The following is a 24,600-nucleotide window of genomic DNA, read 5'->3' on the forward strand; positions in this document are numbered from 1 at the left end:
CCCGGTAGCGGCTCGGGTGCGGTTTCCGTGCCGCCCGGTTTCATCGGCCGCCGCCGGGAGCAGTTGAGGATTCAGTTGCCGCCGGTTGCAATTCCGGTGCCGGCCGGTGGCGCTGCACCTCGGTGAGCCGGTCGGCGAGCTCGCCGGGCGGCAGTGCGGGTTACACCTCGCGGGTGTGACGCCCACCCCGACATCGCCGATCGGGAACGTGCGCGGTGATCGTCTCGTCCCGGCCAGGCCGGCTTGTGGTGCGCCGGCGGCCACCCGGTGATCGCGATCCCGGACCGCTCCGGCGACTCCCGCGGACGCGGGTGAAGGGGGATCAGATCTCCGGTGACCGACGCGGGGTGGCCGCGCCCCGTGCGCGGCGTCTCCGACACCCGGCACGGTCGTCACACCGTGCGGCCAGACCCGGCGTGCGGGTCAATCCTGCAGGTCCGGAATCGCCGGGGTGGTCGTCGTGGTGGGGTCGTTCGCCGGGGTGGTCGTCGTGGTGCCCGGGTCGGGCTCGTTCGTCTCGGTGTCCGTCGGCTTCGTCGACGGCGGCGCCGACGACGGCTTGACGCTGGGCGGCGCGGACGACACCGGAGCCGAGATCGTCGTGCTGGGGGCCGGCTTCGACGTCCGCCTGGTGCCTGTCGGCTTGTGCGTGGGGCCCTCGACCACCGGGGCCTCGGACTGCTCCGGGAACGGCGCGTCGCTGGTCTCGATCACCGCCGGCTGGTTCCTCTTACCGTTGTCGCTGGCGTCGGCGGGCTTGTTCGCGTTGTTCAGCGCGAACGCCACGCCCAGGCCGCCGGCCAGCACGAACAGCGCGATCACGGCGATCATCAGGCCGCGCTGGCCGCGCGCTCCGGTGCTCACCACCTCGGGCGCCGGCATCGGCGGGGGCGCCGGCGACATCCGTGGGCGGGTCAGCGCCTGGGTGGGCAGCGCCGGCGGCGGGCTGACCGGCATCGGACTCTTCGGCGCGATCATGGCGGTGCCGGTGAGGCGCTTCCAGTCCTGCGGGGTGCCGACCGCGGCATACGCCGCCTCGGCGAACTCGGCAGCGGTGGCGAACCGGTCGGCCGGCTGCTTGGCCATCGCGCGGGCGATCAGCTCGCGCACCTCGTACGGCACGTGGTCGGGCAGCGGGTCGGGCTCGTCCTCCAGGTGGCGCAGGGCCACCTGCAGCGCGTTGTCCCCGTCGAACGGCGGGCGGCCGGCGATGCAGTGGTAGGCCACCGCGCCCAGCGCGTAGACGTCCGTCCCGGGCGTGAGGTTGCCCTTGGCGACCTGCTCGGGGGCCATGTAGAGAGCCGTGCCGACGATCGCGTTGAGCCCGGTCATGCTGGTCATCGCGTTGGACCTGGCGACGCCGAAGTCGATCAGGATGACCGCGCCGGTCGGCTTCACGATCAGGTTGCCCGGCTTGATGTCGCGGTGCACGATGCCGGCCTCGTGCGCGGCGTGCAGCGCGTCGGCGGCCTGTGCCACGATCGACAGGGTCTCGGTGACCGGGATCGGGCCCTGCTTCACCCGGTTGGACAGCGGCTCGCCCTCGACGAACGCCATCACCAGGTACGCCACGGTCTCGGGGCCGCCGGCGTCGCCGGCCTCGGCGTAGTCGTAGACCTCGACCACGCCCGGGTGACGGAAGGCGGCCATCATCCGGGCCTCGCCGTAGAACCGGGCGGCGAACTCCGGGTCGTCCAGCATCGCGGTGCGCAGCACCTTCACCGCGACGACGCGACCCAGCACCACGTCGGTGCCGCGCCACACGTCGCCCATGCCGCCGGTCGCGATCCGTTCGTCCAACCGGTAGCGGTTGTCCAGGAGATGTCCCGCACTGAGCACCAGGTGGACCTTTTCTGATCAGGCGGCCGGGCCGCTGGACGAGTCGATCGTGTGCAACGCCGCTCAAGAGTACAGAGCCGGGCCGATCAACGGGAGGTCAGCGGCCGCCCTGGTGACATGGCTGAACGACAGCGGAACAGGGCATGACGGCCAGCCGCCATGCCCTGTCGGGTCGAGACCTCGGAAAAACCCTTATTGATTGTCTCCGTACGCCGGGGTGACCACCACCGCGGTCTCGGCCAGCTCGAGCTGCTCGTTCTCGGCCTCCCGCTCCAGCGCGGCCCGGGCGGTCGTGGCGACCGCCCACCCGGCGGCCAGCCCGAGCAGACCGACACCGGCGATCAGCCCCCACGGGCGGCCCGGTCTGCGGCCGGCCAGGGCGTCCGCCGCGGCGTTCGCTCGGGCCCAGGCCTCGTCGGCGGCCCGGTGACCTTTCTTACTCGCCGTGCGGGCCTTCTTGTTGGCCTTGTCGGCCAGCTTCTGGCTGCGCCGGCTGGCGCTGGTGGCCAGCTCATGGCCGCGCTTGCCCGCGTTGGTGGCCAGCTTGCGGCCTCGCCGGCCAGCCTCGTCGGCCGTGTTGGCGGCCTTGCTGGCCGTGCTGGCGGCCTTGGCGCCGGCCCGGCCGGCCGTGCCCGCCGCCCTGGTGCCGGCGTCCCGCGCGGTCTCCCCGGCGGCCGCCATGGCGGACGACAGATATTCCCAGGCCTGGGCGGCTGTCCGTTCGGCCTGGTTCTTCCTCGTCGCGAACATCGTCGGTTACCTCCTGCGCTCGCCTTGCACTCCGATTCCTGCCCCGCTGGGGTCAACGGCAAACGTCCGGTATGGACGTCATCACGTTTCCAAAACGATTTGACGTCCCGCAGTAGTGTTGACCGGGCTCATACGGGGCCACTCAGTTGTCTAACAGGTTCGGGGCCTAACCTTTCGGTCAGTTTCACCGAACCTTCCGGGGGTAGTTCAACCGCCCTGCTCGTCGGGGCGATCGTGGACAACCCGCGTTATCGAGGAACAACGCCCGGAGCCCCCGGGCGGGTGGAGGGAAGAGGCGTGACGCTGTCGATAACGACGTCGACGCTGGCTGACGGCGCCGTCGAGGTCTCGCCCCGCGGCGAGATCGACGTCGAGAACGCGTACGAGATCCGGGAAGCCGTCGCAGCCCAGCTCGATGGTTCTCCGGCGCGCATCGAGCTCAACATGCAGCACGTGACCTTCATCGACTCCGTCGGCATCAGCGCCCTGGTGGCGGCTTTCCAGCTCGCCGGTGTCAGTGGTGTCAAGGTGGTCGTCACCCGGCCCAGCCGGTTCGCGCACAAACAGCTGTGGGTGACCGGGCTCCTGGGTCTGTTCGGCAACCCGCAGCCGCACCAGGAGGACGCCGCGCTGTCCGGCGCCTGATTCCCTCGGCTTGTCCGCGCCCGGACCGTGCGGGGGCGGCGCCTGACCGGGGCGCGGCGGCGCTCGCGTTCCAGGGGCGCGCCGTTCACCTGGCATTTCGCATGGGCCGTGCTCTGCGCCCACCGGACCGTCCCTAGATGGCCGGGGACTGGATCCGGACGCCGTCCACGTTGACCCGGATACCGATGTCCTCGTGCGGGGCCCGGATCGGCGTCACCACAGCGAAGTTGTCAGCCAGCGCGGCCAGGTCGGTCCCCGGGTCCAAATCCTCCTCGGCGGCCTGGACCGCGGTGCGGACGTAACCGTCGCCGGCCTCGGCGATGCTCATCTGCACCTGACCGAATCGGGCCAGGGCCGCCTGCTTCAGGCCGCGGATCCCGTCCACGTGCAGGTCCGGCACGTTCAGGTTGAACACCGTTCCGGGCGGCGTGTGCAGCAGGGACGGCATCAGCCGGACCGCCAACTCGGCGGCGCTGGCCCAGTGATGCTTCTCCTCGTCCGCCTTGTGGATCGCGTCGATCGCCGCGCCGCCGCTGGCCGCGGTCGCCTGCGCCGGGGTGAGCACGTCCAGCGACACGGCCAGGCCGCGCAGCCCGGCTTGGGACGCGGTCAGGGTGGCGCCGACGGTGCCCGAGTGGATCACCGCGGCGCCGGCGTTGGCGCCGCGGTTGATGCCCGAGACCACCAGGTCCGGCGCCGGGCCGAAGGCTTCCCGGAGGGCGAGCAGGACGATGTACGCCGGGGACGCGGCCACCCCGTACGCCGGAATCTGTTTGGCCCCGCTGATCCTGCGTGGCTCGGAGACGATCTTGCCGTCCTGCACCACCGCTGTGACCGAGGCGCTGCTACCGCTCGACTCGCTGAGCGGGGCGGCGACCACCACGTCGTAGTCCGCGTGCGCGAGCGCGCGGGCCAGCCAGCAGATGCCCGGCGCCTCGATGCCGTCGTCGTTGGTGATCAGGATCCTCATATGGCGGTGGTTGCCCGGGTTCGCGGTCATGATGCCTTCTTGATCGGGGTCAGCCGGACTCGTTCGGTAAGTACCCGGACGGCGTCGACGTGCCCGGTGCCGAGGCCGTGCCGGGTGACGTTGAGGGCGCCGGCGGCCGCGCCGGTGCGCACCGCCTCGGTCATCGATCCGCCGCCGGCCAGCGTGGCGGCTACTCCGGCGGTCATCGAGTCGCCGGCGCCGCGATGTTCGGCGGCGGCCAGCCGGGGCAGCGTGACCTCGTAGATCTCGTCATCGATCAGGGCCAGCGCGCCGTCGCCGGCCCGCGACACCAGGGCCGCCGCGGCGCCTTCGCTGTTCAGCTTGACCAGCGCGTTGACCAGTTCTTCGGTGGAGCCGTCGGTGACCAGCCCGTCCTTGATCAGCTCTTCGTGACTGATCTTGACGACGTCCAGGCCGGCGGCCAGCACCTCCTCCAGGTACCGGCCGCACAGATCGGCGATCACCTGGCAGCCGTGCGCCCGCAGGTCCGCGGCCAGCCGTCCGTACACCTCCGGTTTGATCACCGAGGGATGGGCCGGGCCGCTGAGGATCGCGATGCCCGCCCGCAGCCCCTCGGCCAGCGTGACGTTGTAGAGCTCGTCCAGCTCGTGGCGGGAGAGCGGAACGCCGGGGCGCTCGGCGATCTCCTGGCGGCTGCCGCTGCGGCGGTCGTGCACGTACCAACCGGTGCCGTGGTCGCGGGGCACCAGCCGGATGGTCACCCCGCTGAGCCCGGCCATCAGTGGGATCAGCACCCGGCCGACCTCGCCGCCGGCGGCCGTGCAGAGCGTCACCTGGGAGCCGAGCGACGTGATCATCCGGGTCTGCCAGATGCCCTGGCCGCCCGGGTGCACGTGCAGCTCCGGCTCGTCGTGGTGTTGCTCGATGGTCACCGTCAGCTGGGGAGCCGGTGCGAAGACCATGACCCGGCCGTCACTCATGACTCGCATTCTCATCTTTTTGCGCATCCGGCGTGGGTGATCGCAAAAAGAGCAGAAGCCCCGTTCTACAACGCGAAGACCCGGGCGGTGAGCCCGACCACCGCGCGGTTCGGATCCGGGCGGGCGCGCAGCAGTTCCTCCAGCCGGATCCGCCACCGGCCCGCCTCCAGATCACCGGCGGACCGGTCCCCGCCGGTCCGGATCCACGCCGCCGCCAGGCGTTCCCGGGTGGCGGCGAGCTCGGCACGCGTCTGCGGGCCGGGCAGTTCCCGCACCCGTTGTGCGAAGCCGGGGCCGGAGGCGGCGCGGACGCCGTCCCGGACCACCCGGGGCTGGCGCACCACCGGTGAGGTCATGGACCGATCCTCCATCGTCGATGTGATGATCGCCATAGTCACCAGCCGGTCGGGGTACAGTGCCTCCCCGCGCCGGCCGGCTCGACCTGGAGCGTGGCGTGCTCGATGGCGAAGTCGTCGTGCAGCGCCGCCCGCGCCTCGGTCAGCACGTCGCCGAGTTCGGCGGACGGTTCCAGGCTCAGGTGCGCCGACGCCACCTCCATGCCCTCGGTGAGCGTCCAGACGTGCAGATCGTGCACATCGCAGACGCCCGGCACGGCGGCCAGCCGCTCCCGGACCGTTGCCACGTCCACGTGCTCCGGGGCCGCCTGGACCAGGATGCGCACCGCCGAGCGGCCCAGCGCGAAGGTGCGGGGCAGGATCATCAGAGCCACCACGACGGCGACGATCGGGTCCGCGTACGCCCAGCCGGTGAGCCAGATGATCACCGCGGCCACGATCACGCCGACCGAGCCGAGCAGGTCGCCGAGCACCTCCAGGTACGCCCCGCGGACCCCGATGTTCTCCTTCGCGCCCGAGCGCAGCAGCGCGAACGCCACCAGGTTGGCGACCAGCCCACCGATCGCGACCAGCAGCATCGCGCCGGCCGGCACCTCCGGCGGGTCGGTGAACCGGCGCACCGCCTGAACCACCACGACGATCGCCACAGCGGTCAGCAGGGCGGCGTTGGCCAGCGCGGCGAGCACCTCCAGGCGGTACAGCCCGAAGGTGCGCCCGGAGTCCGACCGGGCCCGGCCGGCGGCGGTGATCGCGGCCAGGGTCATCGCGATCGCCAGCACGTCGGTGAACATGTGGCCGGCGTCGGAGAGCAGGGCCAGCGAGCCGGTGAGCCCGGCGGCGGCCGCCTCCGCCAGCATGAAGCCGGTGAGCAGCGCGCCGGCCCACCACAGGCGGCGGCGATGGCCGGCGCCGGCGTGCAGCGCCCCGGCGCCGTGATCGTGACCGGCTCCCATGTTCTTACCTTCCGTCGTCGAGCGGACCGCCGCCAAGGTATGCGTACATCGCAATATGTGCAATCGGATGTCCGACTCGCTCCCGCGGGCGGGAATCGGGGCGACGTGCGTGCGGCGTACCCCCGCGAAACGTCTCCGCGCCGTTATCGCGGTGACCGTAACCGCCCAACCGGCCGCGGCGTCGAAGACGCCCGCGCCGGTCAGCACAATCACCCAGCCGAGCGGCCTCCGGCCGGAGGACGCGGGGACCGGCCGTTCGCCTGCTCCGGCTCACGCGGCAGCGGCGTGCGGACCCCCGGGCCGGCCCGGCACAGGGGCGTCTCCGCCGGGGTGCGGACCCCCGGGCCGGCCCGGCACAGGGGCGTCTCCGCCGGGGTGCGGCGCCCCGGCCCGGCCGGACGTCGCCTACGGATGCCAGCCGGGGTTCGTGCCGACCGTGGTGAGGCGCTGCGTGGCGCGGGACAGCGCGACGTACAGCGTGCGGACGCCGGCCCGGTCCACCGCGATCTCGCCCGGCTCGACCAGCACCACCGCGTCGTACTCCATGCCCTTGGCCTCCAGCGCGGTCACCACCTGGACGCGTTCCGGCAGGCCGGCCACCCAGCCGGCCGTCTCGTCCCGGCGCGGCACCGGGGCGATCACGCCGATCGTCCCGTCCACGTCGGCCAGCTGCTTCTCGGTCAGCTCGCGGACCGTCGCCGGCAGCGCGCCGGGAGCGGTCACCACGTCCACCGGGTCGACGCCGGTGGACCGGACCGCCGAGGGCAGCGGCAGATCCGGCAGGATCGCCCGGATCACCCCGGCCGCCACCGCGAAGATCTCCGATGAGTTCCGGTAGTTGGTGGTCAGCGCGTAGCTGTTGCGCTTGCGCGAGCCGAGCGCCTTCTCCCGGGCCCGGTCCAGCTCGGCGGGGTCGCCGGACCACGCGGTCTGCGCCGGGTCGCCGACGATCGTCCAGGACGCGTACTGCCCGCGGCGGCCGATCATCCGCCACTGCATCGGCGAGACGTCCTGCGACTCGTCGACCACGACGTGCGCGTAGTCCCGGTAGTCCTCCTCGCGCTGGACCTGCTGGGCCCGCTGCGCGGCCTGACGGTCGGCGAAGGTGGAGACCTCCTGGATCCCGTCCCGTACGTGGAAGGGGTTCTTCGTCTTCTTCTGCGGCCGGCGCGGGCGGCCCATCAGCTCGTCGAGCTCGTCCAGCAGCGCCACGTCGGCGATCGTCGGGCCGTGCTCGGCCAGGGCGTCGAAGGAGCCCTGCAGGGTCTCGATCTCGTCCCGGGACAGGACCCCGGTGGCGTACGACCGGAGCCGCCGCGGATCGGCCAGCCACCGCAGCACCCCCAACGGGGTGAAGCGCGGCCACCACGCCTTGAGGAACTCCCGGAAATCGGAGCGGTCGGCCAGCTCCGCCTCGAATTCGCGCTTCTCCGGCAGCCCGGCCACCTTCTGATCCCGGGCCTGCGCCCAGAGCGCGTCGAAGAGCCGGTCGAAGCCGTGCCCCCGAACCTCGTTGCGGCGCGCGCCCCGGGGCAGCGCGGCGCGGCGGATCTTGTCCAGCCCGGCCGAGTCCACCCGCAGCAGCGTGCCGCGGTAGAGCAGGCGCAGCTCGGTGGGACCGTCCGGGACCGCGTCGTGCGAGGCCCGCTCCAGCACCCGGCGCATCCGCAGCGAGCCCTTGATCGCGGCCACCTCGCCGGTGTCCACCCGGGTCGCGTCCCAGCCCGGCACCAGCGACCCGAGCGAGCGCAGCGTCGCGGTGTCCTCGCCGAGCGAGGGCAGCACGGTGGCGATGTACTCCACGAAGACGCCGGACGGGCCGACCACCAGGATGCCGCCGCCGGCGAACCGGCTGCGGTCGGAGTAGAGCAGGTAGGCGGCGCGGTGCAGGGCCACAGCGGTCTTGCCGGTGCCCGGGCCGCCGGTCACGATCGTCACCCCGGAGGCGGGGGAGCGGATCGCCTCGTCCTGCTCGCGCTGGATGGTGGCGACGATGTCGCGCATCCCGCGGCCGGTCGCCTTGGCCAGGCTGGCCAGCAGGGCGCCGTCGCCGACCACCCGCATCCCGGGCGGGGCCGACTCCGGGTCCAGCAGGTCGTCCTCGATGCCGGTGACCTTCTCCCGGCTGGACTGGATCATCCGGCGCCGGATCACGCCCAGCGGCTCGGCCGGGGTGGCCTGGTAGAAGGCCGCGGCGGCGGGCGCCCGCCAGTCGACGACCAGCGGTTTCGAACTGTCGTCGCGGATGCCCATGCGGCCCACGTAGTGGGTGGCGCCGTCCTTCTGGTCGAGGCGGCCGAAGACCAGCCCCTCGTACTCGGTGTCCAGGGCGTGTCGGCGGCGGGCCGCGTGGTAGACCATCGCGTCGCGCTCGACCAGGGCTCCGAAGGTGCCGACTCCGGCGAGCTGATAGCCCTCCTTCTCGGCGCGGGACGCGAGTGCCCGCAGCTCGGCGAGACGGGCGTAGACCCGGTCCACGTGCTGCTGCTCGACCGCGATCTCCTGTTGCAGGACGGTGGCGTCGCTCAAGTCGGTCGTTCTCCCTTTCATGCGCACCACCAGCGCTCGCGCGAAGGGGGCAATCGAACTTACTCCTGCCCCGCAACGTGCGTCGAAGCGGCCTGGCGTCACCGCATCGTTCGAACCTCTCACAAACGATCGGCGAGGTGCGGATGTTCCGGTCAAGCGGCCTTGCGGTACTGGGCGCGGGTGGCCCTGCGGGTGGCCCGGTTGGCCCGGCGCACCACCTCGACCAGCGCTGCGGAGACCTCCTCCGGGCGCTCCAGCGGCAGCATGTGCCCGGCGCCCGGGCAGACCGTCAGCCGGGCGTTCGGCAGCGCCCCGGCGATCGATTCGGCGCACGGCGGCGGGGTGAGCCGGTCCCGGTCGCCGACCAGCACCGCGGCCGGCACGTCGGCGAACGCGGCCAGGGTGTCCAGCCGCTGCTGGGCGCCGATCGAGGCGCGGAAGCCGCCGATCGAGCGCAGCGACGCGCGTCCCACGCCGCGCAGGGTCAGGCCGAGCGCGTCGTCGGCGCACTGGTCGCCGAAGAGCAGCCAGCGCAGCGCGGGCGCCAGGGCGGGCAGCACGATCCGGTGCGGCCGCCAGGCGCCGGAGCGGGCCAGCACGCCGGCCCCGAGCGTCTCACCCACCCGCAGCACGCCGGCCACGCTCTCCGGCAGCCCGTAGCGGGTGTGCGTGTGGCCCTCGGCGGTCGTGGAGACCAGCAGCAGGCCGGCCACCCGGCCGCTGAACTCGTCCGGGTGGCGGTGGGCGTACTCCATGATGGTCATGCCGCCCATCGAGTGCCCGCCGAGCACCACCGGGCCGGCCGGCGCCAGCCGGCGCAGCACCTCGGCCAGGTCGTCGCCGAGCTGGTCCAGGGTGGCCGAGCGGCGCCGGGTGGCCGACGAGCGGCCGTGTCCCCGGGTGTCGTAGGTGATCACCCGTGGCGCTCGGCGGCCCAGCCCGCGCAGCGCGTCCACCTGGTGCCGCCAGGTCCGCCGGTCCAGGCACCAGCCGTGCGCCAGCACCACGGTGACCGGGGCGTCCCGCGGCCCGTCGATCTCGGCGTGCAGGCGCACGCCGTCGGCCAGCGTGATCTCGGTTCGCTCGGACATGGGCACCTCCGCGTATCGCACGTACGCCCCCCGCTGTACCCACGGGTAATAATCATCACTCGCGATCTTCCGATCCGCTACTGTGCGACACGATCACGGTGAACTGCCTCCCAATCACTTTCGTTCGCCCCCCGGGCAGCGAGAATCAAGGACATGACAGCCATCCGCGCTGCCCAGGCCATCACGCCCAGTACCGCCTTGGGCGAGCTCATCACGGGCAACAAGCGCTTCGTGTACGGGAATCCGCAATACGGGCACAACGTCACTCAGGCCGCCGCGACGGCCGGGGGGCAGCAGCCGCACTCGGTGGTGCTCGGCTGCATCGACTCCCGCGTGCCGCTCGAGGCGATCTTCGACCAGCCGTTCGGCTCGATCTGCGTGGCGCGCTCGGGCGCGCACGTGCTGGACCGGTCCCTGGTCGGCTCGGTGGAGTTCGCGGTGTCGGCGCTCGGCGTCTCGCTCGCCCTGGTGGTGGGGCACAAGCGGTGCGGCGCGGTGACCGCCACTGTCGACGCGATCCGTTCCGACGACCGTCCCGGCGGTGACGTCGGCTACCTGGTGGAGGAGATCGCCGCGGCGGTGGACGGGGTCGACCTGGACGACCCGGCCGCGACCGACCAGGTGATCCGGGCGCACGTGATCCGCACGACCGAGCGGCTGCGGGAGAGCCCCGCGCTGGCCACCGCTGTCGCCGAGGGGCGGATCGACGTGGTCGGCGCGATCTACGACCTGGACACCGGCTGGGTGGAGTTCCTCAACCGCAAGGACTGATCAGATTGGGCTGATCATCAGCAGATGTGAAAAGGCACCTCCCGGCCGCGGCCGGGAGGTGCCTTTTACCGTTCCTGCTCAGCCCTCGAAGACGCCGGCGTCGACGAGACGCTTCTCGGTGTCGGCCCAGCCGTGCTCCGGGTTGGTCGAGTGCAGCGAGTTGATCTCGGCGCGGATCTTGGCGCCGTGGCCGGCCCCGGCCAGCACGCGGATCTCCTCGACGAAGGCGTCCGAGTCGGTCTTGAGGTGGGTGGTCTTGCCGTTGGTCAGGTTGCGCACGTACGCGAAGCGGCCGTTGGCAAGCGGGATGAGGTACTTGTACTCACCGAGCACGCTGAGGGCGCCACCGGTGCTCTGGCCGGCGCGGACTGATGCGCGGGCGGTCTTTGAGGTGTTGCTCGCCACGGCGGTACTCCTTGAGGAAAAGCTCGAGCAGAGAGAAAAAGGCCGTACCAACTCTACACGACCGGCCGCGGACCGTGCCGTCGGAGCAGGTACAGCCGTTGGACCGGATATGCCACTACGACTGGTCCCGCAGTCGATGTTGCGGATTCTCTGGCGCACCATCCGTACCAACCGGCATCATGGGACACGATCAACCGCGGTCGAGGTCGTAGGGGAAGACGCACCTCGGTCTCCGGGAGGTCACCGTGCCAACGTGTGGCGTCGTATACGTCCACTCAACCCCGCTCGCCGTGTGCCAGCACGTCGAGTGGGCCATAGCGCGCGTCCTGACCGCGCCGGTCAACCTGCATTGGACCGTGCAGCCGGTCGACCCCAGCATGCGTCGAGCGGAGTGCAGCTGGACCGGACGCGCGGGAACTGGCGCCGAGCTGGCTGCTGCCCTCCGGCAGTGGCCCATGATCCGTTTCGAGGTGACCGAAGAGCCGAGCCCCGGACTGGACGGCGAACGCTTCATGCACGTCCCGGGCCGCGGGCTGTTCCACGCAACGATGGGCGCCTCGGGCGACATCCAGCTCGGCGAGGACCGGCTGCGCGCCATCATGGCTTCGGCCCGCGCTCCGGAGGCGTTGGCGCATGCCCTGGAGAAGGCGCTCGGCACCGCGTGGGACGCCGAGCTCGAGCCGTACCGGTACGCCGGCGACGGCGCCCCGGTGACGCTTCTCACCCGGGTCGGCTAGACCCTGTCCCGCGGCACGCGCATACGAGGCCAGGGGCCCGAGAACACGCGATCGGTGGACGTACCTGGGGGGATCACGTGGCGGCGATTTCCGCGACCTGATTCGATGGCGGTCGTGAAAAAGTTGTCGCGTGTCGCATTTGTCGCGCCGCTGTTGCTGCTCGCCGGGGCCTGCGGGGACGACACGAAGACGCCGCGGGCCACGCCCAGCGCCGCCCCGGTGGGGTCGGCCGCGTCCGCCCCGATCTCCGAGTCGGCGTCCGCGCCGCCCGGCGACCCGGCGGCGCGCGCCGCCGGGACGGTGGCCAAGCTGAGCGACGAGGACCTGGCCGGCCAGGTGCTGATGCCGTACGCCTACGGCGGGTCGGCAACCCGGGTGGACGCCGGGTCGGCGGCCGGAAACCAGCAGCTGGCCGGGGTCGCGACGCCGGCCGAGATGATCGCCAAGTACAGGCTCGGGGGCCTGATCCTGGTCTCGTTCACCCAGAACGACCCGACCGGCGGGACCAACCCCACGTCGAACGTGGAGAACCCGAAGCAGGTCCGGGAGCTCACCGACGGCCTGCAGGCGGCGGCCCGGCAACTGCCCGCGGCCGCGCCGCTGATGATCGGGACCGATCAGGAGTACGGCATCGTGACCAGGATCACCGAGGGGGTCACCGCGCTCCCCTCGGCGCTCGCGGCCGGCGCGGCCGGCAAGCCCGAACTGACCGAGGCGGCCTGGCACGCGGCCGGCGAAGAGCTGGCCGCGATGGGCATCACCGTCGACTTCGCTCCGGTCGCCGACACGCTCGGCACGGCCGGCAGCGCGGTGATCGGCTCCCGGTCGTTCGGCTCGGACCCCAAGGCCAACGCCACCCAGGTCGCGGCCGCCGTCCGCGGCCTGCAGGGCGCCGGGGTGTCCGCCGCCCTCAAGCACTTCCCGGGTCACGGGCACACCAGCGGCGACAGCCACGACGAGCTGCCGGTGATCAAGCAGAGCGCGTCCGCCTGGCGTACCCGGGACCTGCCGCCGTTCCAGGCCGGCGTGCAGGCCGGCGCCGGCGTGGTGATGTCCGGCCACCTGGACCTGCAGGCTGTCGACAAGGGCGTGGCCGCCACGTTCTCGCACAAGGTGATGACAGACGTGCTGCGCGGACAGCTGAAGTTCACCGGGGTGGCGATCACCGACGCGATGAACATGGCGCCGGCCCGCAAGTGGCCGGCCGGCGAGGCAGCGGTCCGGGCGCTCAACGCGGGCAACGACATGCTGCTCATGCCACCGGACATCGGCGCCGCCCGGGACGGCATCCTGGCCGGCCTGAAGAGCGGCAGCCTGAAGCGGGCGCGGCTGGTCGAGGCGGTGACCCGGATCCTGACGCTCAAGTTCCGGACCGCGGCGACCCCGCAGCCCGGCCTCGAGGTGGTCGGCTCGGAGCAGCACGTGCGGGCGGTCTCCGCGCTGGACGCGGCCTCGGTCACGGTGCTGCGCGGGCGCTGCTCCGGACCGCTGGTCAGCGGCCCGGTCACGGTGACCGCGCCGTCGTCGCGCGGACTGGCCCGGTCCACCCTGGTCAAGGCGTTGCAGGACCAGGGCGTCACGGTCCAGGCCGCTGGTGGTCAGGAGATCCGATTGGTGGGGTACGGCGACAAGCCCGTCGACCTGTCCCCGGATGCCGCGATGACGGTGATGATGGACCTGCCGGGCATCCTGGCCTATGCGAAGTCGCCCACGCTCGTCGCCACCTACTCCTCCAGCCAGCTGTCGCTCACCGCCCTGGCGGCGGTCATCGCCGGCAAGGCCAAGGCGCCCGGCAAGTCCCCGATAGCCGTCGCGGGCCTGCCCCGAAGCGCCTGCGTGAAGTAGCCGGCCGGTCGGTCAGGGGTGTCCCGCGCCCCGCGAGACACCCCTGAGCGCCGGCCGGGACCCGGCGCCGCAAGCGCCGCGCCCCCGCTGCCGGCCGGTTCCGGGGGCGTCGCACGCGGACCCTGCGACACCCCCGGCGCCGGCTGGTCGTGAACGGTGGCTCGCGGTCCGTGAGAGACCGCTCAGGGCCGGCTGCGGCGTGGTCTCAGAGGGGGATGTTGCTGTGGGTGCCCCGGCCCGGCGGGGCGGCCGCCAGGGCCTCGGCCAGGCGACGACGGGTCTCGTCCGGGGTGATCACCGCGTCGACCCGGCCGGCGGGCGTCTCCAGCTGAGCCCGGACCAGCCGCTCGTGCAGCGCGTCGCGCTCCTCCGGCGGGACGCCCGCCAGCCGGCGGCGGTGCAGGATCGGGACCGCCTCGGCCGGGTCGTGCACCGCCAGCTCGGTGCCCGGCCAGGCGAACACCGCCGACGCGCCCAGGGCCGCCGAGTTCAACGCCAGGTAGGCGCCGCCGTACGCGCGGCGGGTGACCAGCGTGACCCGCGGGACCACCGCCTCGGCGAACGCGTGCAGGAGCTGGGCGCCGCTGAGCACGACGCCGTCCGGCTCGTGACCGGGGCCGGGCAGATAACCGGGGGTGTCCACGACCACCAGCAACGGCAGGGCCAGGGCGTCGCACATGCGGACGAAACGGGCCGCCTTCTCGGCGCCGGCCGCGTCCAGGCGACCGCCGAGGTGCTGCGGATTCGTGGCGACCACACCGACCGTGCGGCCGGCGAACCGGCCCAGCGTGGTGACCAGGTTCGGGGCGCGCGGGGCGTGCAACTCCAGCGGGTCGCCGTCGAGGAGGGCGCGGAGCAACGGCCGTACGTCGTAATCCTGGTGGTGATCTCGGGGCAGGAACGAGTCGAGCGACCGGCCCAGCGTGCTGCCCGGCGTGACGTCGGCCGGCGAGAGCCGGCCCGGACTGCCCAGCAGCCGCACCGAACGGCGGCCCGCGGCCACCGCTGTCCCGTCGTCCCCGGCGACCAGGTGTGCCACCCGGGTGGACCCGCCGGCACTGGTGATCACGATGTCGGTGAGCGCCGACGCGTAGGCGGCGCTGCCGGCCGTCGGTCCGAGCAGCACCGAGATCTGCGGGATCCGGCCGGACGCCCGCACCGTCGCGGCGAAGACCTGGCCGGCCGCGTCCAGAGCGGCCATGCCCTCGTCCAGGCGCGCCCCGCCGGAGTGCCAGACGCCGGCCACCGGCACCCGTTCCCGGACCGCGAGGTCGATCGCCTCGACGATCCGCCGGCAGCCGCGCACCCCGATGGCGCCGCCCATCCGGGTGGCGTCGGTGGCGAAGGCGACCGCAGGCGTGCCGTCCACCGATCCGCGCGCGTGCAGCACCCCCGAGTCGTCCCCCGGTGCGAGCAGGCGCATCGTGTCGTGGTCGAAGAAGCGGCGGAGCCGTGATCCCGGGTCGCGAATCACGGCTCCACCCCTGGTCGCGTCAGGGACGCGTGAAGACCAGGGCCACGTTGTGGCCACCGAAGCCGAACGAGTTGTTCATTGCCGCCGGGATGTCGAGCGGGCGGGCCTTGTGCGCCGCCACGTCGAGGTCCAGACGATCGTCCGGGTCGTCCAGGTTGATCGTCGGCGGGACCACGCTGTCGCGGATCGCCAGGATGGTGGCGATCGACTCCAGCGCGCCGGCCGCGCCCAGCAGGTGGCCGGTCATCGACTTGGTCGAGGTGATCACCGGGTGGTCGCCGACAGCGGCCCGGACGCCCTTGACCTCGCCCATGTCACCGGCCGGGGTCGAGGTCGCGTGCGCGTTGACGTGCGCGATGTCCGCACCGGTCAGACCGGCGTCGCGGATCGCCATCGACATGGCCCGGATCCCGCCCTTGCACTCCGGGTCGGGCTGGACGATGTCGTAGCCGTCCGAGGTGATCCCGGCGCCGGCGAGCCGCGCGTACACGGTGGCCCCACGAGCCGCCGCGTGGTCGGCGCGCTCCAGGATGAGCGCGCCCGCGCCCTCGCCGAGGACGAAGCCGTCCCGGTTCCTGTCCCACGGGCGGGAGGCCCGCTCCGGGTCGTCGTTACGGGTCGACATGGCCCGCATCGACGCGAAACCGGCGATCGGCAGCGGGTGGATCACGGCCTCGGTGCTGCCGGCCACCACCACGTCGGCCCGTCCGGCCCGGATCAGGTCCAGGCCCAGGGCGACCGCCTCGGCGCCGGTGGCACAGGCGCTCGCCATGGCCCGGACGCCGGCGCGGGCGCCGACCTCCAGCCCGACGTACGCCGCGGGGCCGTTCGGCATGAGCATCGGCACCGTGTGCGGGCTGACCCGCCGCGGTCCCGACTGCTCCAGGATGTCGTCCTGGTCGAGCAGGGTGATGGCGCCACCGATGCCGCTGCCGAAGCTGACCGCGAGACGCTCCGGGTCCAGCCCGGTGCCCTCCAGGCCGGAATCGGCCCAGGCCTGCTTGGCGGCGACGATGGCCATCGCCTCACTGCGGTCCAGCCGCCGCATCCGGACCCGCTCGATGACCTCCGACGGTTCCACGGCGATCTGCGCGGCGATGCGGACGGACAGCTGCCCGGCCCACTCCTGGGTGAGCGGACTCACCCCGGAGCGGCCGTTGAGCATGGCGTCCCAGGTGGACGCGACGTCCCCGCCCAGCGGGGTCGTCGCGCCGAGCCCGGTGACGACGACGTCGACGGAGCTCATGTCAGGCGTTCGCCTCGATGTAGTTGACGGCGTCGCCCACGGTCTTGAGGTTCTGCACCTCGTTGTCAGGAATCTTGACGCCGAACTTCTCCTCGGCCGCCACCACGACCTCGACCATCGACAGCGAGTCGACGTCCAGGTCGTCGGTGAACGACTTGCCCTCGGCGACGTCGTCCGGGTTCACCCCGGCGACCTCCTCGAGGATCTCGGCGAGGCCGGAGGTGATCTCTTCACGAGTAGCCATGGTTGTTCTTTTCCTCTCGAAACTGTGTGAAATGAGACGGACGGGCGCCGCTCACGGGCAGCGGACGACCTGACCTGCGTAGGTGAGGCCGCCGCCGAAGCCGAACAGCAGCACCGGCGCCCCGGAGGGCACCTCGCGGCGCTCGACCAGCTTGGACAGAGCCAGCGGCACGCTGGCCGCGGAGGTGTTGCCGGACTCGACCAGGTCCTTGGCGACGATCACGTCGGGGCCCAGGCCCAGCCGCTTCACGATGCCGTCGATGATCCGGGTGTTCGCCTGGTGCGGCACGAACGCGGCCAGCTCGGACGGCTCCACGCCGGCCCGCTTGCACGCCTCCAGCGCGAACGGCGCGAGCTCGGTGGTCGCCCAGCGGAAGACCACCTGACCCTCCTGCTGGATGTAGGGCTGCCAGCCCTCGATCCGCAGCACGTCGCCCTTGTCCGGGGCGGAACCCCAGAGCACCGGGCCGATGCCGGGCGCCTCGCCGTCCGGCACGCCGGTGATCACCGCGGCGCCGGCGCCGTCGCCGAACAGCACAGCTGTGGTCCGGTCCGACCAGTCGGTGACGTCGGAGAGCTTCTCCGCGCCGATGACCAGCGCGTTGCGGGCGGCCCCGGCGCGGATCGCGTGGTCCGCGCTGCCGACCGCGTACGAGAAGCCGGAGCAGGCGGTGTTCAGGTCGTACGCCGCGGGGGCGACGATGCCGAGCTTGGCCGCCACCCGGGTGGCCACGTTCGGGCAGCGGTCGATCGACGAGCACGTGGCGACCACGACCAGGTCGATGTCGGCGGCGGTCAGGCCGGACCCGGCCAGCGCCTTCTCGGCGGCGAACCCGGCCATGTCGGCGACCGTCTCGGTGTCGGCGATGCGGCGCTCGGCGATGCCGACCCGGCTCCGGATCCACTCGTCGTTGGTGTCCAGGGTCTTGGTCAGGTCCTCGTTGGTGACCACGCGCGAGGGCTGGTAGTGGCCCATCGCGACGATGCGGGAACCCGCGGTCATCCTGTTCCTCCTCTAGTCGCGACTGCGCGCGTCAGTGCTGGGGCGTGGCGTGCCGGGCGATCAGGTCGCGCGCGGCGGGCAGGTCGTCAGGTGTGTTCAGGGTGACGATCTCCGGAGCACCGTCGCCCTTCAGCTCCCGCTTGACCAGGCCGGCCAGCGTGCCGGCCGGGGGCAGCTCGATCACCGCGGTGACGCCGAGATCCTCGAGCGTGCGCATGCACAGGTCCCAGCGGACGCCGGCGGTGATCTGGCGGACCAGGCGGTCGAGCATCTCCTGCCCGCTCGTCACCGCCGTGCCGTCCAGGTTCGACAACAGTGGGCGGGCCGGATCGGTGACGGCTGTGTTCTTCGCCACGACGGCCAGCGCGGCCTCGGCCGGCGCCATGAAGGGCGTGTGGAACGCCCCGGCCACCTGCAGCTTGATTACGCGCGCCTTGGCCGGCGGCTCGGCCGCGAACTCGGCCAGGGCGTCCAGCGCGCCGGCCACGACGACCTGACCGGCGCCGTTGCGGTTGGCCGCGTGCAGCCCGTGCTTCTCGACGGCGGCCAGCACCTCGTCCGGCTCCCCGCCGAGCACCGCGGACATCCCGGTCGGCTCCAGCGCGCAGGCGGCGGCCATCTCCCGGCCGCGGACCCCGGCCAGGGTGATCGCGGCCTCCGGGGTGAGCACCCCGGCGGCCGAGGCGGCGCCCAGCTCGCCCACGCTGTGGCCGGCGACCACGCCGACCTGCTCCAGCGGCAACTGGGCGGCGGCGAGCAGGGCGGCGGCGACCAGCAGCGGCTGGGTCCGGGCGGTGTCCTTGATCTCCTCGGCGCCGGCTTCGGTGCCGAGGTGCACCAGATCGACGCCGGCGAGCGCTGACCACTCGGTCAGGCGGTCGGCGGCACCGGGGAGTTCGAGCCAGGGGGCCAGGAAGCCGGGCTTCTGGGAGCCCTGGCCGGGCGAGAGTACGGCGAGCACGATGACGACTCTTCCGGATCGGGGAGCGTTCCGGGGTTGCCGGGCGCGACCAAACCCTACGACAGACGTTGTGGGAACCCTACAAATCGGGGGTTGAGTTGCCCTACTTGAGCACTATTTCAAGCCGCAGTCGTTAGTGCTGGACCCTTGTGACGCTGGGCACTGATCAGACGTTTACGTCACCGGATCGAGTCGGCCGATGCTCAGCGCCAGGCGCAACGCGAAGGCGTCCCGGCCGTCCAGCGGGGAGAGCGCGGTCACCTCGGTGACCCGGCGCAGGCGGTAGCGGACCGTGTTCGGGTGCACGTACAGCTCCCGCGCCGCGCTCTCCAGCACCCCGCCCGCGGCGAAGAACGCGTCCAGCGTCTCCAGCAGGCCGCCGCCGGACCGGGCCAGCGCGCCGTACACGTCGTTGCGCAGTTTCCGGCGGGCGTCCAGGTCGCCGGCCAGAGCCCGCTCCGGCAGCAGGTCGTCGGCGGCCACCGGGGTGGGCGCGCCCGGCCAGGCCGGCGCGGCCCGGAATCCGGCGAGCGCCGCCCGGGCCGACTCGGCGGCCTGCTCCAGGGTCGGCACGGACGGCCCGGCGACGATCGGCCCGTCGCCGAAGCCGGACCGCAGCGCCGCCGCGGTGGCCACCGGGTCGGCCGCGCCGCCGACCACCGCCACCAGCCGGTCGCCGTGCAGCCCGCCGATCACCTCGAGCCGGGCGCGCCGGGCCGCCCGGTAGAGCGCGTGCAGCACCGCTGTGATGTCCCCGCCGGGGGAGCGGCCCACCACCACCGCCACCGGCGGCGAGTCCACCCAGCCCAGCGCGGCCGCCCGGCTGGCCAGCACGTCCGAGGAGTCGCCGCGGAGCAGCGCGTCGACCAGCATCGCCTGCAGGCGGGCGTCCCACGCGCCGCGCGACTCGGCGGCCCGGGCGTAGACCCGCGCGGCCGAGAAGGCGATCTCCCGGGAGAACCGCAGGATCGCCCGCAGCAGCAGGTCCTCCTCGCCCTTGCCGGCGAAGCTGGGCACCTCGACCTCGGCGACGTCGATGGTCACCTTGATCAGTTGCACGGTCTGGGTCAGCGTGATCGCCCGGGCCAGCGCCCGCGGCGCGGCCGCGAACACCTCGTCGGAGATCTCCTGGGTGCTGGCCGCGACGGTGGCCCCGGACCGCAGCCACTCGACCAGCGACCGCACGCCGGCCTGTGCGACGAGCATCACCCAGGACCGTTGATCGGCCGGCAGTGCCCGGAACCACGGCAGCGTCTCGTCCATGCGGGCCACCGCGGAGCTGGCCAGAGCCCCCGCGTGCCGCTCGATCCGGCGCAACGTCGCAGGTTGCAGCGGGTTCGCCGGCGCCTCGGGATCGGATTCGGTGATTCGGCTCTCGGCCACGCGCCCAGAGTGTCACGCTCCCATGTGCTGACGCGAGCCGCGTCAGTTTCATCATTTTTATGACATTTGTCGGGTGTAGCGGTGCGCCTCTTCCCTGATTCCGGTGGGTGACCTGGCATCGTGTGTGCCGGTTCGGGTTCAACCCGGCCCCGGGCGTGCCGATGAAGAAACGGTGCCGGAAAACCGGGCGACGGCCGAGACCGAGGATCGAGGAGGGGATGATGGAACGGGACGACGCACGTGCCGAGATCGATCCCGCCCTTGAGGACCTGCCACCGGTGGCCGAGGAGGAGCCGATCATCGTGTCGGCGCCGGGCCGCGTCGGTTGCCGGACCGAGTTGCGGGGTTGGGCCGGGGCTCACCTGCACGGCGCTGTGCGCCCGCGCCGTCGTGCGGCGGGGCGTGGCCGCCCTCCGGGCCGCTGGTGCTGACGGTTCTGGATCTCCGCGGCCGGCTTGCGGGGCGTTGACGGTTTCAGGCTCTCGGTGAGCGGCGTGCGGGGGTCCGCGGGCTGATCTTTCCGCGGCCGGCGGACGGCCGCCCGTTCGTGGATCTTGACAACGTCAGTGAGTTCCACCCTGTGTGGATCTTGGAAACTCACGGCCGGCGGTGCCGGCGCGGCGGGTCACTCCGGCGGGTGAGCGGGGGACCTGCCCCGGGCGCGTTTCGCCGGTGGAAGCGATCGTGCTCGTCACGGTGAACGGGTGGACGACAAGAGACGGCTGATCCTGGACCAGGCGCTCGCCCTCGTGGACGAGCGGGGACTGGCCGCGATGTCGATGCGGGCGGTGGCCGAGCGGGTCGGGCTCACCTCGATGGCGTTGTACCCCTACGTCGGCGGCAAGGACGCCCTGCTCGACGGGCTTGTCGATCTGCTGCACCTGGAGCTGGGGACCGCTGTCGGCGACGATCCCGCCGACATCGACTGGCGGAAGCGGCTGCGTGCGCTCGGCCGGTCGGTCCGGGCGCTCGCCCACGCGCATCCGAGCGCCTTCCCGCTGCTGCTGAACCGTTCCGCGGCCGGCGCCTCGGCCTCCTGGATGACCGCCGCCCTGCGCGGGATCCTGCACGACGCCGGGGTCGCCGATCGCGAAGTGCCGCGGTTGGCCCGGATGATCTGCGCGTTCCTGCTCGGATACACCACCGGTGAGGTCACCGGAGGCCTTCCGTCCGTTCCCGCGGCTGCCCCCGAGTCTCCGGACGCGGTGGCGGGCCCGGAGCCCGGCGCCGCCGCGGCGGAGGCCCAGGAGCGCGAAGCCGATCCGCGGGCGGGAGCGGCGGAATTCGAGGAGGACCTGGTGGACCTGGTCGCGGTGGTGGAGCGTGCGGTTCGCCACCACGCCGTCGACCCCCGCTGAAACGGGGCGGCCGGCCCGGGAACGACGAACGCCCCGGTGCCGGAGCAGCCGAGGCGTTCGTGACGAAGCCGGTCGAGCGGGGAGGCGGCGGAGGTCGCGGAGACTCAGACCCGGCGGCGGATCAGGAACGCCATGCCGGCCAGGCCGGTGAGGATGATCAGCAGGACCGCGCCGTTCAGCAGGAACAGGCGGCGGAACTCGCCGAACATCTGGTTCGCGTCCTCCATCGGGTCGGTGTCGGCCGCGAGCTTCTTGCCGACCCCGCCGCCGATGCCGCCGTTGACCACGTCCGGCTTGGACTTCAGCGGGACGCCGCTGAGGCGCAGCGACTCGGACAGCGACAGGCGGCCGTAGAACCACCCGTCCGACTTCTTGCCGGACGGCTGCGCGGCCGGCCGGTGTGCCCGCGGACCGCCGGTGGCGAGCGGGTAAAGGTCGTACAGCTGGGTGGCTTTTTCCTTGATCAGGATCTGGACCGTGTACTTCGGGCCCATCTTGCCCTTCTGCGGCGCCGCGGTCTGCGGGGTCGCCGAGGCCAGCCAGCCCACCTCGTCGAACAGCATGCGGAACAGTTTCGGGTCCTCGGCCTGGAGGACCTTGATACCGGATTCCGGGATCTGCTCGCCGGTGATCAGAATCGTGTCCGGCTGCGGTTTCGCCGTGGGCTTGGTCGTCGACTCGGCCTTCACCGAGCCGGTCTGGCCGGCGGGTGCGGCGTGCGCCACCGCCGGAGTCGTGCCGAGAGTGACCGCGGCCGCTATCGCCAGCGCACCGATGCCGGCGGCGAACCGCTTCCTCGCTCGTCGAACCACCATCCGACCTCCCCCGCCCGTGGATGACATGGTTACGTGGACCGCGCTGCCCGGCCCCGACCTCCAGCCTTCCCGAGCGCCGCCCCGGCCGCATCCTGAGGCGGGGTGAATTGGAGCTATCTGGGGGGACGACCGTGCAGGGCGGAACAGCCGGTGATCAGCGGCCGAATATTACCCAGTCCCCGCAACCCGTGGGGGCGGCGGCCACCCCGGTAGCTGACCGCATCACCGCATTCGACGACCAGCTATGGTGGCGGGCCGTCGAATGCGGTAAAAGGGGGCGGATCAGGCGGACAGGCGTGCCCGAGCGGCGGCGATGCGGGCCAGCGTCCGCTCCCGGCCGAGGAGCTCGATCGACTCGAACAGCGGCAGGCCCACCGTACGGCCGGTGACCGCGACCCGGACCGGCGCCTGGGTCTTGCCGAGTTTCAGCCCGCGCGCCTCGCCGACCTGCTCCAGCGCGGCCTTGAGCACGTCGGCGCGCCACTCGGTGAGCTCGGCGAAGACGGCCGCCGCGCCGTCCAGGATGTCCGCCGCGCCCTCCTTCATCGCCTTGGCCCAGGAGGCCTCGTCGTCGACCGGCTGGTCGAGGAAGAGGAAGTCGACGTTCTCCACGATCTCGGAGAGGACCGCGATCCGGGTCTGTGCCAGCGGCGCGATCGCGGTGAACAGGTCGGCGTCGAACGCGGACGGCTCCCACGGCGGGGCCGGGATGGTGTCGGTGCCGCTCAGCCACGGCGCGCAGACCTGGGTGAACTCGTTCGGGCTCAGCGCCCGGATGTACTCCCCGTTGAACGCGCGCAGCTTCTTGACGTCGAAGAACGCCGGAGCGTGGTTGACGTCCTCGATGCGGTACTCCTCCTCGACGACCGACCACGGGACGATCTCCCGGTCGCCGGTGGGCGCCCAGCCGAGCAGCATCAGATAGTTGCGCATGGCGGCGGCCAGGTAGCCCTCGTCGCGGTAGGACTCCAGAGCGACCTTGTCCCGGCGCTTCGACAGCTTCTGCCGCTTCTCGTTGACGATCACCGGGACGTGGCCCCAGACCGGGGGAGTGGCGCCCAGCGCCTCCCAGAGCAGCTGCTGCTTCGGCGTGTTGGGCAGGTGCTCCTCGGCGCGGAACACGTGGGTGATCCCCATGCTGAGGTCGTCGACCACGTTGGCCAGCAGGAACACCGCCGAGCCGTCGCTGCGGGCGATGACGAAGTCCTCGATCAGCTTGTTCTCGAAGGTGGGCTTGCCGCGGACCAGGTCCTCGACCACCGTCTCGCCCTCGTCGGGCGTGCGGAAACGCAGCGCGCGGCCCTCGCCCGGGCCCAGGGCGCGCTCACGGCAGAAGCCGTCGTAGCCGGTGTGCGTGTTGCCGGTGCGCGCGACCACGTCCTCGCGCTTGCAGTCGCAGTAGTACGCCTTGCCCTCGCCGTAGAGCCGGGTGGCGGCGGCGGTGTGGTCGGCCGCGTAGGACGACTGGAAGTAGGGGCCCTCGTACGTCCCGCGCTCGATGCCGATCCAGTCCAGTGCCGAGATGATGCCCTCGGTCCACTCGGGCCGGTTGCGGGCCGCGTCGGTGTCCTCGATCCGGAGCACGAAGACACCGCCGTGCTGCTGGGCGTAGATCCAGTTCTGCAGCGCCGAACGGGCGCCGCCGACGTGGAACATGCCGGTGGGAGACGGGGCGAAACGTACGCGAACAGTCACGGCACCAGCCTACCGAGGCCCGCGAGGGGTATTCGACCTGCGGTGGCTTTACCGGACGGAAGGAGTACGGGCCATGGGCAAGGTCGTGGCGGTGGAGTACGTGACCCTGGACGGCGTCTTCGAGGAGCCGTCCTGGAGCGCCCCGTACTTCGACGAGGAGCTGAGCGCCTGGCAGGACCGGAACCTGCGGGAGGCGGACGCGATGTTGCTGGGCCGGCGGACCTACGAGGGGCTCAGGACCGCCTCGATGCTGAAGTACGTCGCCACCACCACGCTCACCACGCTGGAGGGGAACGCTGTCGTCTTCCCGGGTGACCTGGCCGGCCTCGGGAACCTGCTGATCACCGGCAGCGCCACCCTGGTGAACCATCTGACCAGACACAACCTGATCGACGAGTACCGGCTGATGGTCTGCCCGGTGGTGCTCGGCGAGGGGCGGCGGCTCTGGGCGGAGGGCACCCGGGTCGCCCTGGCCCTGAAGGACTCCTGGACCACGGCGACCGGTGTCCAGGTGGTCACCTACGTACCCGCCTAGGCGCGCACCGCGCGGCGCGGCGTTTCCGTGGCGA

At 72.4% G+C, this 24,600-nt stretch carries 23 protein-coding genes; 6 read left to right on the forward strand and 17 right to left on the reverse strand.

The annotated features are described in order from the left end of the window. Nucleotides 1-423: 423 nt before the first annotated feature. A complete protein-coding gene (locus Asi03nite_RS09485) occupies nt 424-1,839 on the reverse strand; it encodes a protein kinase domain-containing protein (protein ID WP_203678191.1) in 1,416 nt (471 codons plus the stop codon). Nucleotides 1,840-2,031: 192 nt separating this feature from the next. Then, nucleotides 2,032-2,589: a hypothetical protein gene (locus Asi03nite_RS09490; protein WP_203678192.1), complete on the reverse strand. Its 558-nt coding sequence runs from the start codon at nt 2,587-2,589 to the stop codon at nt 2,032-2,034. Between the two features lie 297 nt (nt 2,590-2,886). Here Asi03nite_RS09490 and Asi03nite_RS09495 point away from each other — a divergent pair, with 297 nt between their 5' ends. Continuing rightward, nucleotides 2,887-3,234: an STAS domain-containing protein gene (locus Asi03nite_RS09495; protein WP_203678193.1), complete on the forward strand. Its 348-nt coding sequence runs from the start codon at nt 2,887-2,889 to the stop codon at nt 3,232-3,234. Nucleotides 3,235-3,367: 133 nt separating this feature from the next. Here the strand turns inward: Asi03nite_RS09495 and surE are convergent, their stop codons facing one another. The 6 genes from surE to Asi03nite_RS09525 form a co-directional block, all read right to left on the reverse strand. Continuing rightward, nucleotides 3,368-4,234, reverse strand: coding sequence for a 5'/3'-nucleotidase SurE (gene surE, locus Asi03nite_RS09500; protein ID WP_203678194.1), 867 nt, complete (start codon nt 4,232-4,234; stop codon nt 3,368-3,370). Next, nucleotides 4,231-5,166 carry a 1-phosphofructokinase family hexose kinase gene (locus tag Asi03nite_RS09505; protein WP_239102568.1) on the reverse strand — a complete coding sequence of 312 codons (936 nt, stop codon included), beginning with the start codon at nt 5,164-5,166 and terminating at the stop codon, nt 4,231-4,233. Before Asi03nite_RS09505 ends, surE begins: the two co-directional genes overlap by 4 nt. A 65-nt stretch (nt 5,167-5,231) precedes the next feature. After that, nucleotides 5,232-5,522, reverse strand: a complete 291-nt coding sequence (locus Asi03nite_RS09510) for a hypothetical protein (RefSeq protein WP_203678195.1) — start codon at nt 5,520-5,522, stop codon at nt 5,232-5,234. A gap of 38 nt (nt 5,523-5,560) precedes the next feature. Next, a complete protein-coding gene (locus Asi03nite_RS09515; RefSeq protein ID WP_203678196.1) occupies nt 5,561-6,475 on the reverse strand; it encodes a cation diffusion facilitator family transporter in 915 nt (304 codons plus the stop codon). 405 nt (nt 6,476-6,880) lie between these two features. Further along, entirely contained in the window at nt 6,881-9,004 is a 2,124-nt protein-coding gene (locus Asi03nite_RS09520; protein ID WP_203678197.1) for a HelD family protein, read from the reverse strand. 152 nt (nt 9,005-9,156) lie between these two features. Continuing rightward, the gene (locus tag Asi03nite_RS09525; RefSeq protein ID WP_203678198.1) at nt 9,157-10,095 is read right to left on the reverse strand and encodes an alpha/beta fold hydrolase; all 939 of its coding nucleotides are present in this window, start codon (nt 10,093-10,095) and stop codon (nt 9,157-9,159) included. A gap of 153 nt (nt 10,096-10,248) precedes the next feature. On the opposite strand from Asi03nite_RS09525, the gene Asi03nite_RS09530 reads away from it, so the two are divergent. After that, a complete protein-coding gene (locus Asi03nite_RS09530) occupies nt 10,249-10,866 on the forward strand; it encodes a carbonic anhydrase (RefSeq protein WP_203678199.1) in 618 nt (205 codons plus the stop codon). Nucleotides 10,867-10,944: 78 nt separating this feature from the next. Here Asi03nite_RS09530 and Asi03nite_RS09535 read toward each other — a convergent pair whose 3' ends face one another. Beyond that, the gene (locus Asi03nite_RS09535; RefSeq protein ID WP_203678200.1) at nt 10,945-11,271 is read right to left on the reverse strand and encodes a hypothetical protein; all 327 of its coding nucleotides are present in this window, start codon (nt 11,269-11,271) and stop codon (nt 10,945-10,947) included. Between the two features lie 245 nt (nt 11,272-11,516). Here Asi03nite_RS09535 and Asi03nite_RS09540 point away from each other — a divergent pair, with 245 nt between their 5' ends. Next, the gene (locus Asi03nite_RS09540) at nt 11,517-12,008 is read left to right on the forward strand and encodes a DUF3145 domain-containing protein (protein WP_203678201.1); all 492 of its coding nucleotides are present in this window, start codon (nt 11,517-11,519) and stop codon (nt 12,006-12,008) included. Between the two features lie 105 nt (nt 12,009-12,113). Further along, nucleotides 12,114-13,853, forward strand: coding sequence for a glycoside hydrolase family 3 protein (locus tag Asi03nite_RS09545; protein ID WP_203678202.1), 1,740 nt, complete (start codon nt 12,114-12,116; stop codon nt 13,851-13,853). A 205-nt stretch (nt 13,854-14,058) separates the two neighbouring features. Here Asi03nite_RS09545 and Asi03nite_RS09550 read toward each other — a convergent pair whose 3' ends face one another. The 6 genes from Asi03nite_RS09550 to Asi03nite_RS09575 form a co-directional block, all read right to left on the reverse strand. Beyond that, complete coding sequence (locus Asi03nite_RS09550; protein ID WP_373872099.1) at nt 14,059-15,327, reverse strand: carboxyl transferase domain-containing protein; 1,269 nt, start codon at nt 15,325-15,327, stop codon at nt 14,059-14,061. A gap of 19 nt (nt 15,328-15,346) precedes the next feature. Then, complete coding sequence (gene fabF, locus Asi03nite_RS09555; RefSeq protein ID WP_203678203.1) at nt 15,347-16,573, reverse strand: beta-ketoacyl-ACP synthase II; 1,227 nt, start codon at nt 16,571-16,573, stop codon at nt 15,347-15,349. 1 nt (nt 16,574) lies between these two features. Next, nucleotides 16,575-16,817, reverse strand: a complete 243-nt coding sequence (locus Asi03nite_RS09560) for an acyl carrier protein (RefSeq protein WP_203678204.1) — start codon at nt 16,815-16,817, stop codon at nt 16,575-16,577. Between the two features lie 51 nt (nt 16,818-16,868). Next, nucleotides 16,869-17,819 (reverse strand): beta-ketoacyl-ACP synthase III, encoded by a 951-nt coding sequence (locus tag Asi03nite_RS09565; protein ID WP_203678205.1) that lies wholly within the window; start codon nt 17,817-17,819, stop codon nt 16,869-16,871. Nucleotides 17,820-17,850: 31 nt separating this feature from the next. Beyond that, entirely contained in the window at nt 17,851-18,780 is a 930-nt protein-coding gene (locus Asi03nite_RS09570; RefSeq protein ID WP_203678206.1) for an ACP S-malonyltransferase, read from the reverse strand. Between the two features lie 174 nt (nt 18,781-18,954). Further along, a complete protein-coding gene (locus tag Asi03nite_RS09575; RefSeq protein WP_239102569.1) occupies nt 18,955-20,163 on the reverse strand; it encodes a PucR family transcriptional regulator in 1,209 nt (402 codons plus the stop codon). 704 nt (nt 20,164-20,867) lie between these two features. Between Asi03nite_RS09575 and Asi03nite_RS09580 the strand changes: the two genes are divergently transcribed. Beyond that, nucleotides 20,868-21,521 (forward strand): TetR/AcrR family transcriptional regulator, encoded by a 654-nt coding sequence (locus Asi03nite_RS09580; protein WP_203678207.1) that lies wholly within the window; start codon nt 20,868-20,870, stop codon nt 21,519-21,521. Nucleotides 21,522-21,625: 104 nt separating this feature from the next. Here Asi03nite_RS09580 and Asi03nite_RS09585 read toward each other — a convergent pair whose 3' ends face one another. Continuing rightward, nucleotides 21,626-22,336, reverse strand: a complete 711-nt coding sequence (locus Asi03nite_RS09585) for a hypothetical protein (RefSeq protein WP_203678208.1) — start codon at nt 22,334-22,336, stop codon at nt 21,626-21,628. Nucleotides 22,337-22,618: 282 nt separating this feature from the next. Then, nucleotides 22,619-24,031, reverse strand: a complete 1,413-nt coding sequence (gltX, locus tag Asi03nite_RS09590; RefSeq protein WP_203678209.1) for a glutamate--tRNA ligase — start codon at nt 24,029-24,031, stop codon at nt 22,619-22,621. A gap of 73 nt (nt 24,032-24,104) precedes the next feature. On the opposite strand from gltX, the gene Asi03nite_RS09595 reads away from it, so the two are divergent. Continuing rightward, complete coding sequence (locus Asi03nite_RS09595) at nt 24,105-24,566, forward strand: dihydrofolate reductase family protein (RefSeq protein ID WP_203678210.1); 462 nt, start codon at nt 24,105-24,107, stop codon at nt 24,564-24,566. Nucleotides 24,567-24,600 lie beyond the last annotated feature (34 nt).

It is taken from the genome of Actinoplanes siamensis (assembly GCF_016862395.1).
Lineage (GTDB): Bacteria > Actinomycetota > Actinomycetes > Mycobacteriales > Micromonosporaceae > Actinoplanes > Actinoplanes siamensis.

Coding starts and splice junctions, on each gene's coding strand:
- Asi03nite_RS09505 (WP_239102568.1), bottom strand. CDS start 5,166: ATGAGTGACGGCCGGGTCATGGTCTTCGCACCGGCTCCCCAGCTGACG.
- Asi03nite_RS09525 (WP_203678198.1), bottom strand. CDS start 10,095: ATGTCCGAGCGAACCGAGATCACGCTGGCCGACGGCGTGCGCCTGCAC.
- fabF (WP_203678203.1), bottom strand. CDS start 16,573: ATGAGCTCCGTCGACGTCGTCGTCACCGGGCTCGGCGCGACGACCCCG.
- Asi03nite_RS09530 (WP_203678199.1), top strand. CDS start 10,249: ATGACAGCCATCCGCGCTGCCCAGGCCATCACGCCCAGTACCGCCTTG.
- Asi03nite_RS09515 (WP_203678196.1), bottom strand. CDS start 6,475: ATGGGAGCCGGTCACGATCACGGCGCCGGGGCGCTGCACGCCGGCGCC.
- Asi03nite_RS09560 (WP_203678204.1), bottom strand. CDS start 16,817: ATGGCTACTCGTGAAGAGATCACCTCCGGCCTCGCCGAGATCCTCGAG.
- Asi03nite_RS09595 (WP_203678210.1), top strand. CDS start 24,105: ATGGGCAAGGTCGTGGCGGTGGAGTACGTGACCCTGGACGGCGTCTTC.
- surE (WP_203678194.1), bottom strand. CDS start 4,234: ATGACCGCGAACCCGGGCAACCACCGCCATATGAGGATCCTGATCACC.
- Asi03nite_RS09585 (WP_203678208.1), bottom strand. CDS start 22,336: ATGGTGGTTCGACGAGCGAGGAAGCGGTTCGCCGCCGGCATCGGTGCG.
- Asi03nite_RS09565 (WP_203678205.1), bottom strand. CDS start 17,819: ATGACCGCGGGTTCCCGCATCGTCGCGATGGGCCACTACCAGCCCTCG.
- Asi03nite_RS09490 (WP_203678192.1), bottom strand. CDS start 2,589: ATGTTCGCGACGAGGAAGAACCAGGCCGAACGGACAGCCGCCCAGGCC.
- Asi03nite_RS09510 (WP_203678195.1), bottom strand. CDS start 5,522: ATGACCTCACCGGTGGTGCGCCAGCCCCGGGTGGTCCGGGACGGCGTC.
- Asi03nite_RS09545 (WP_203678202.1), top strand. CDS start 12,114: ATGGCGGTCGTGAAAAAGTTGTCGCGTGTCGCATTTGTCGCGCCGCTG.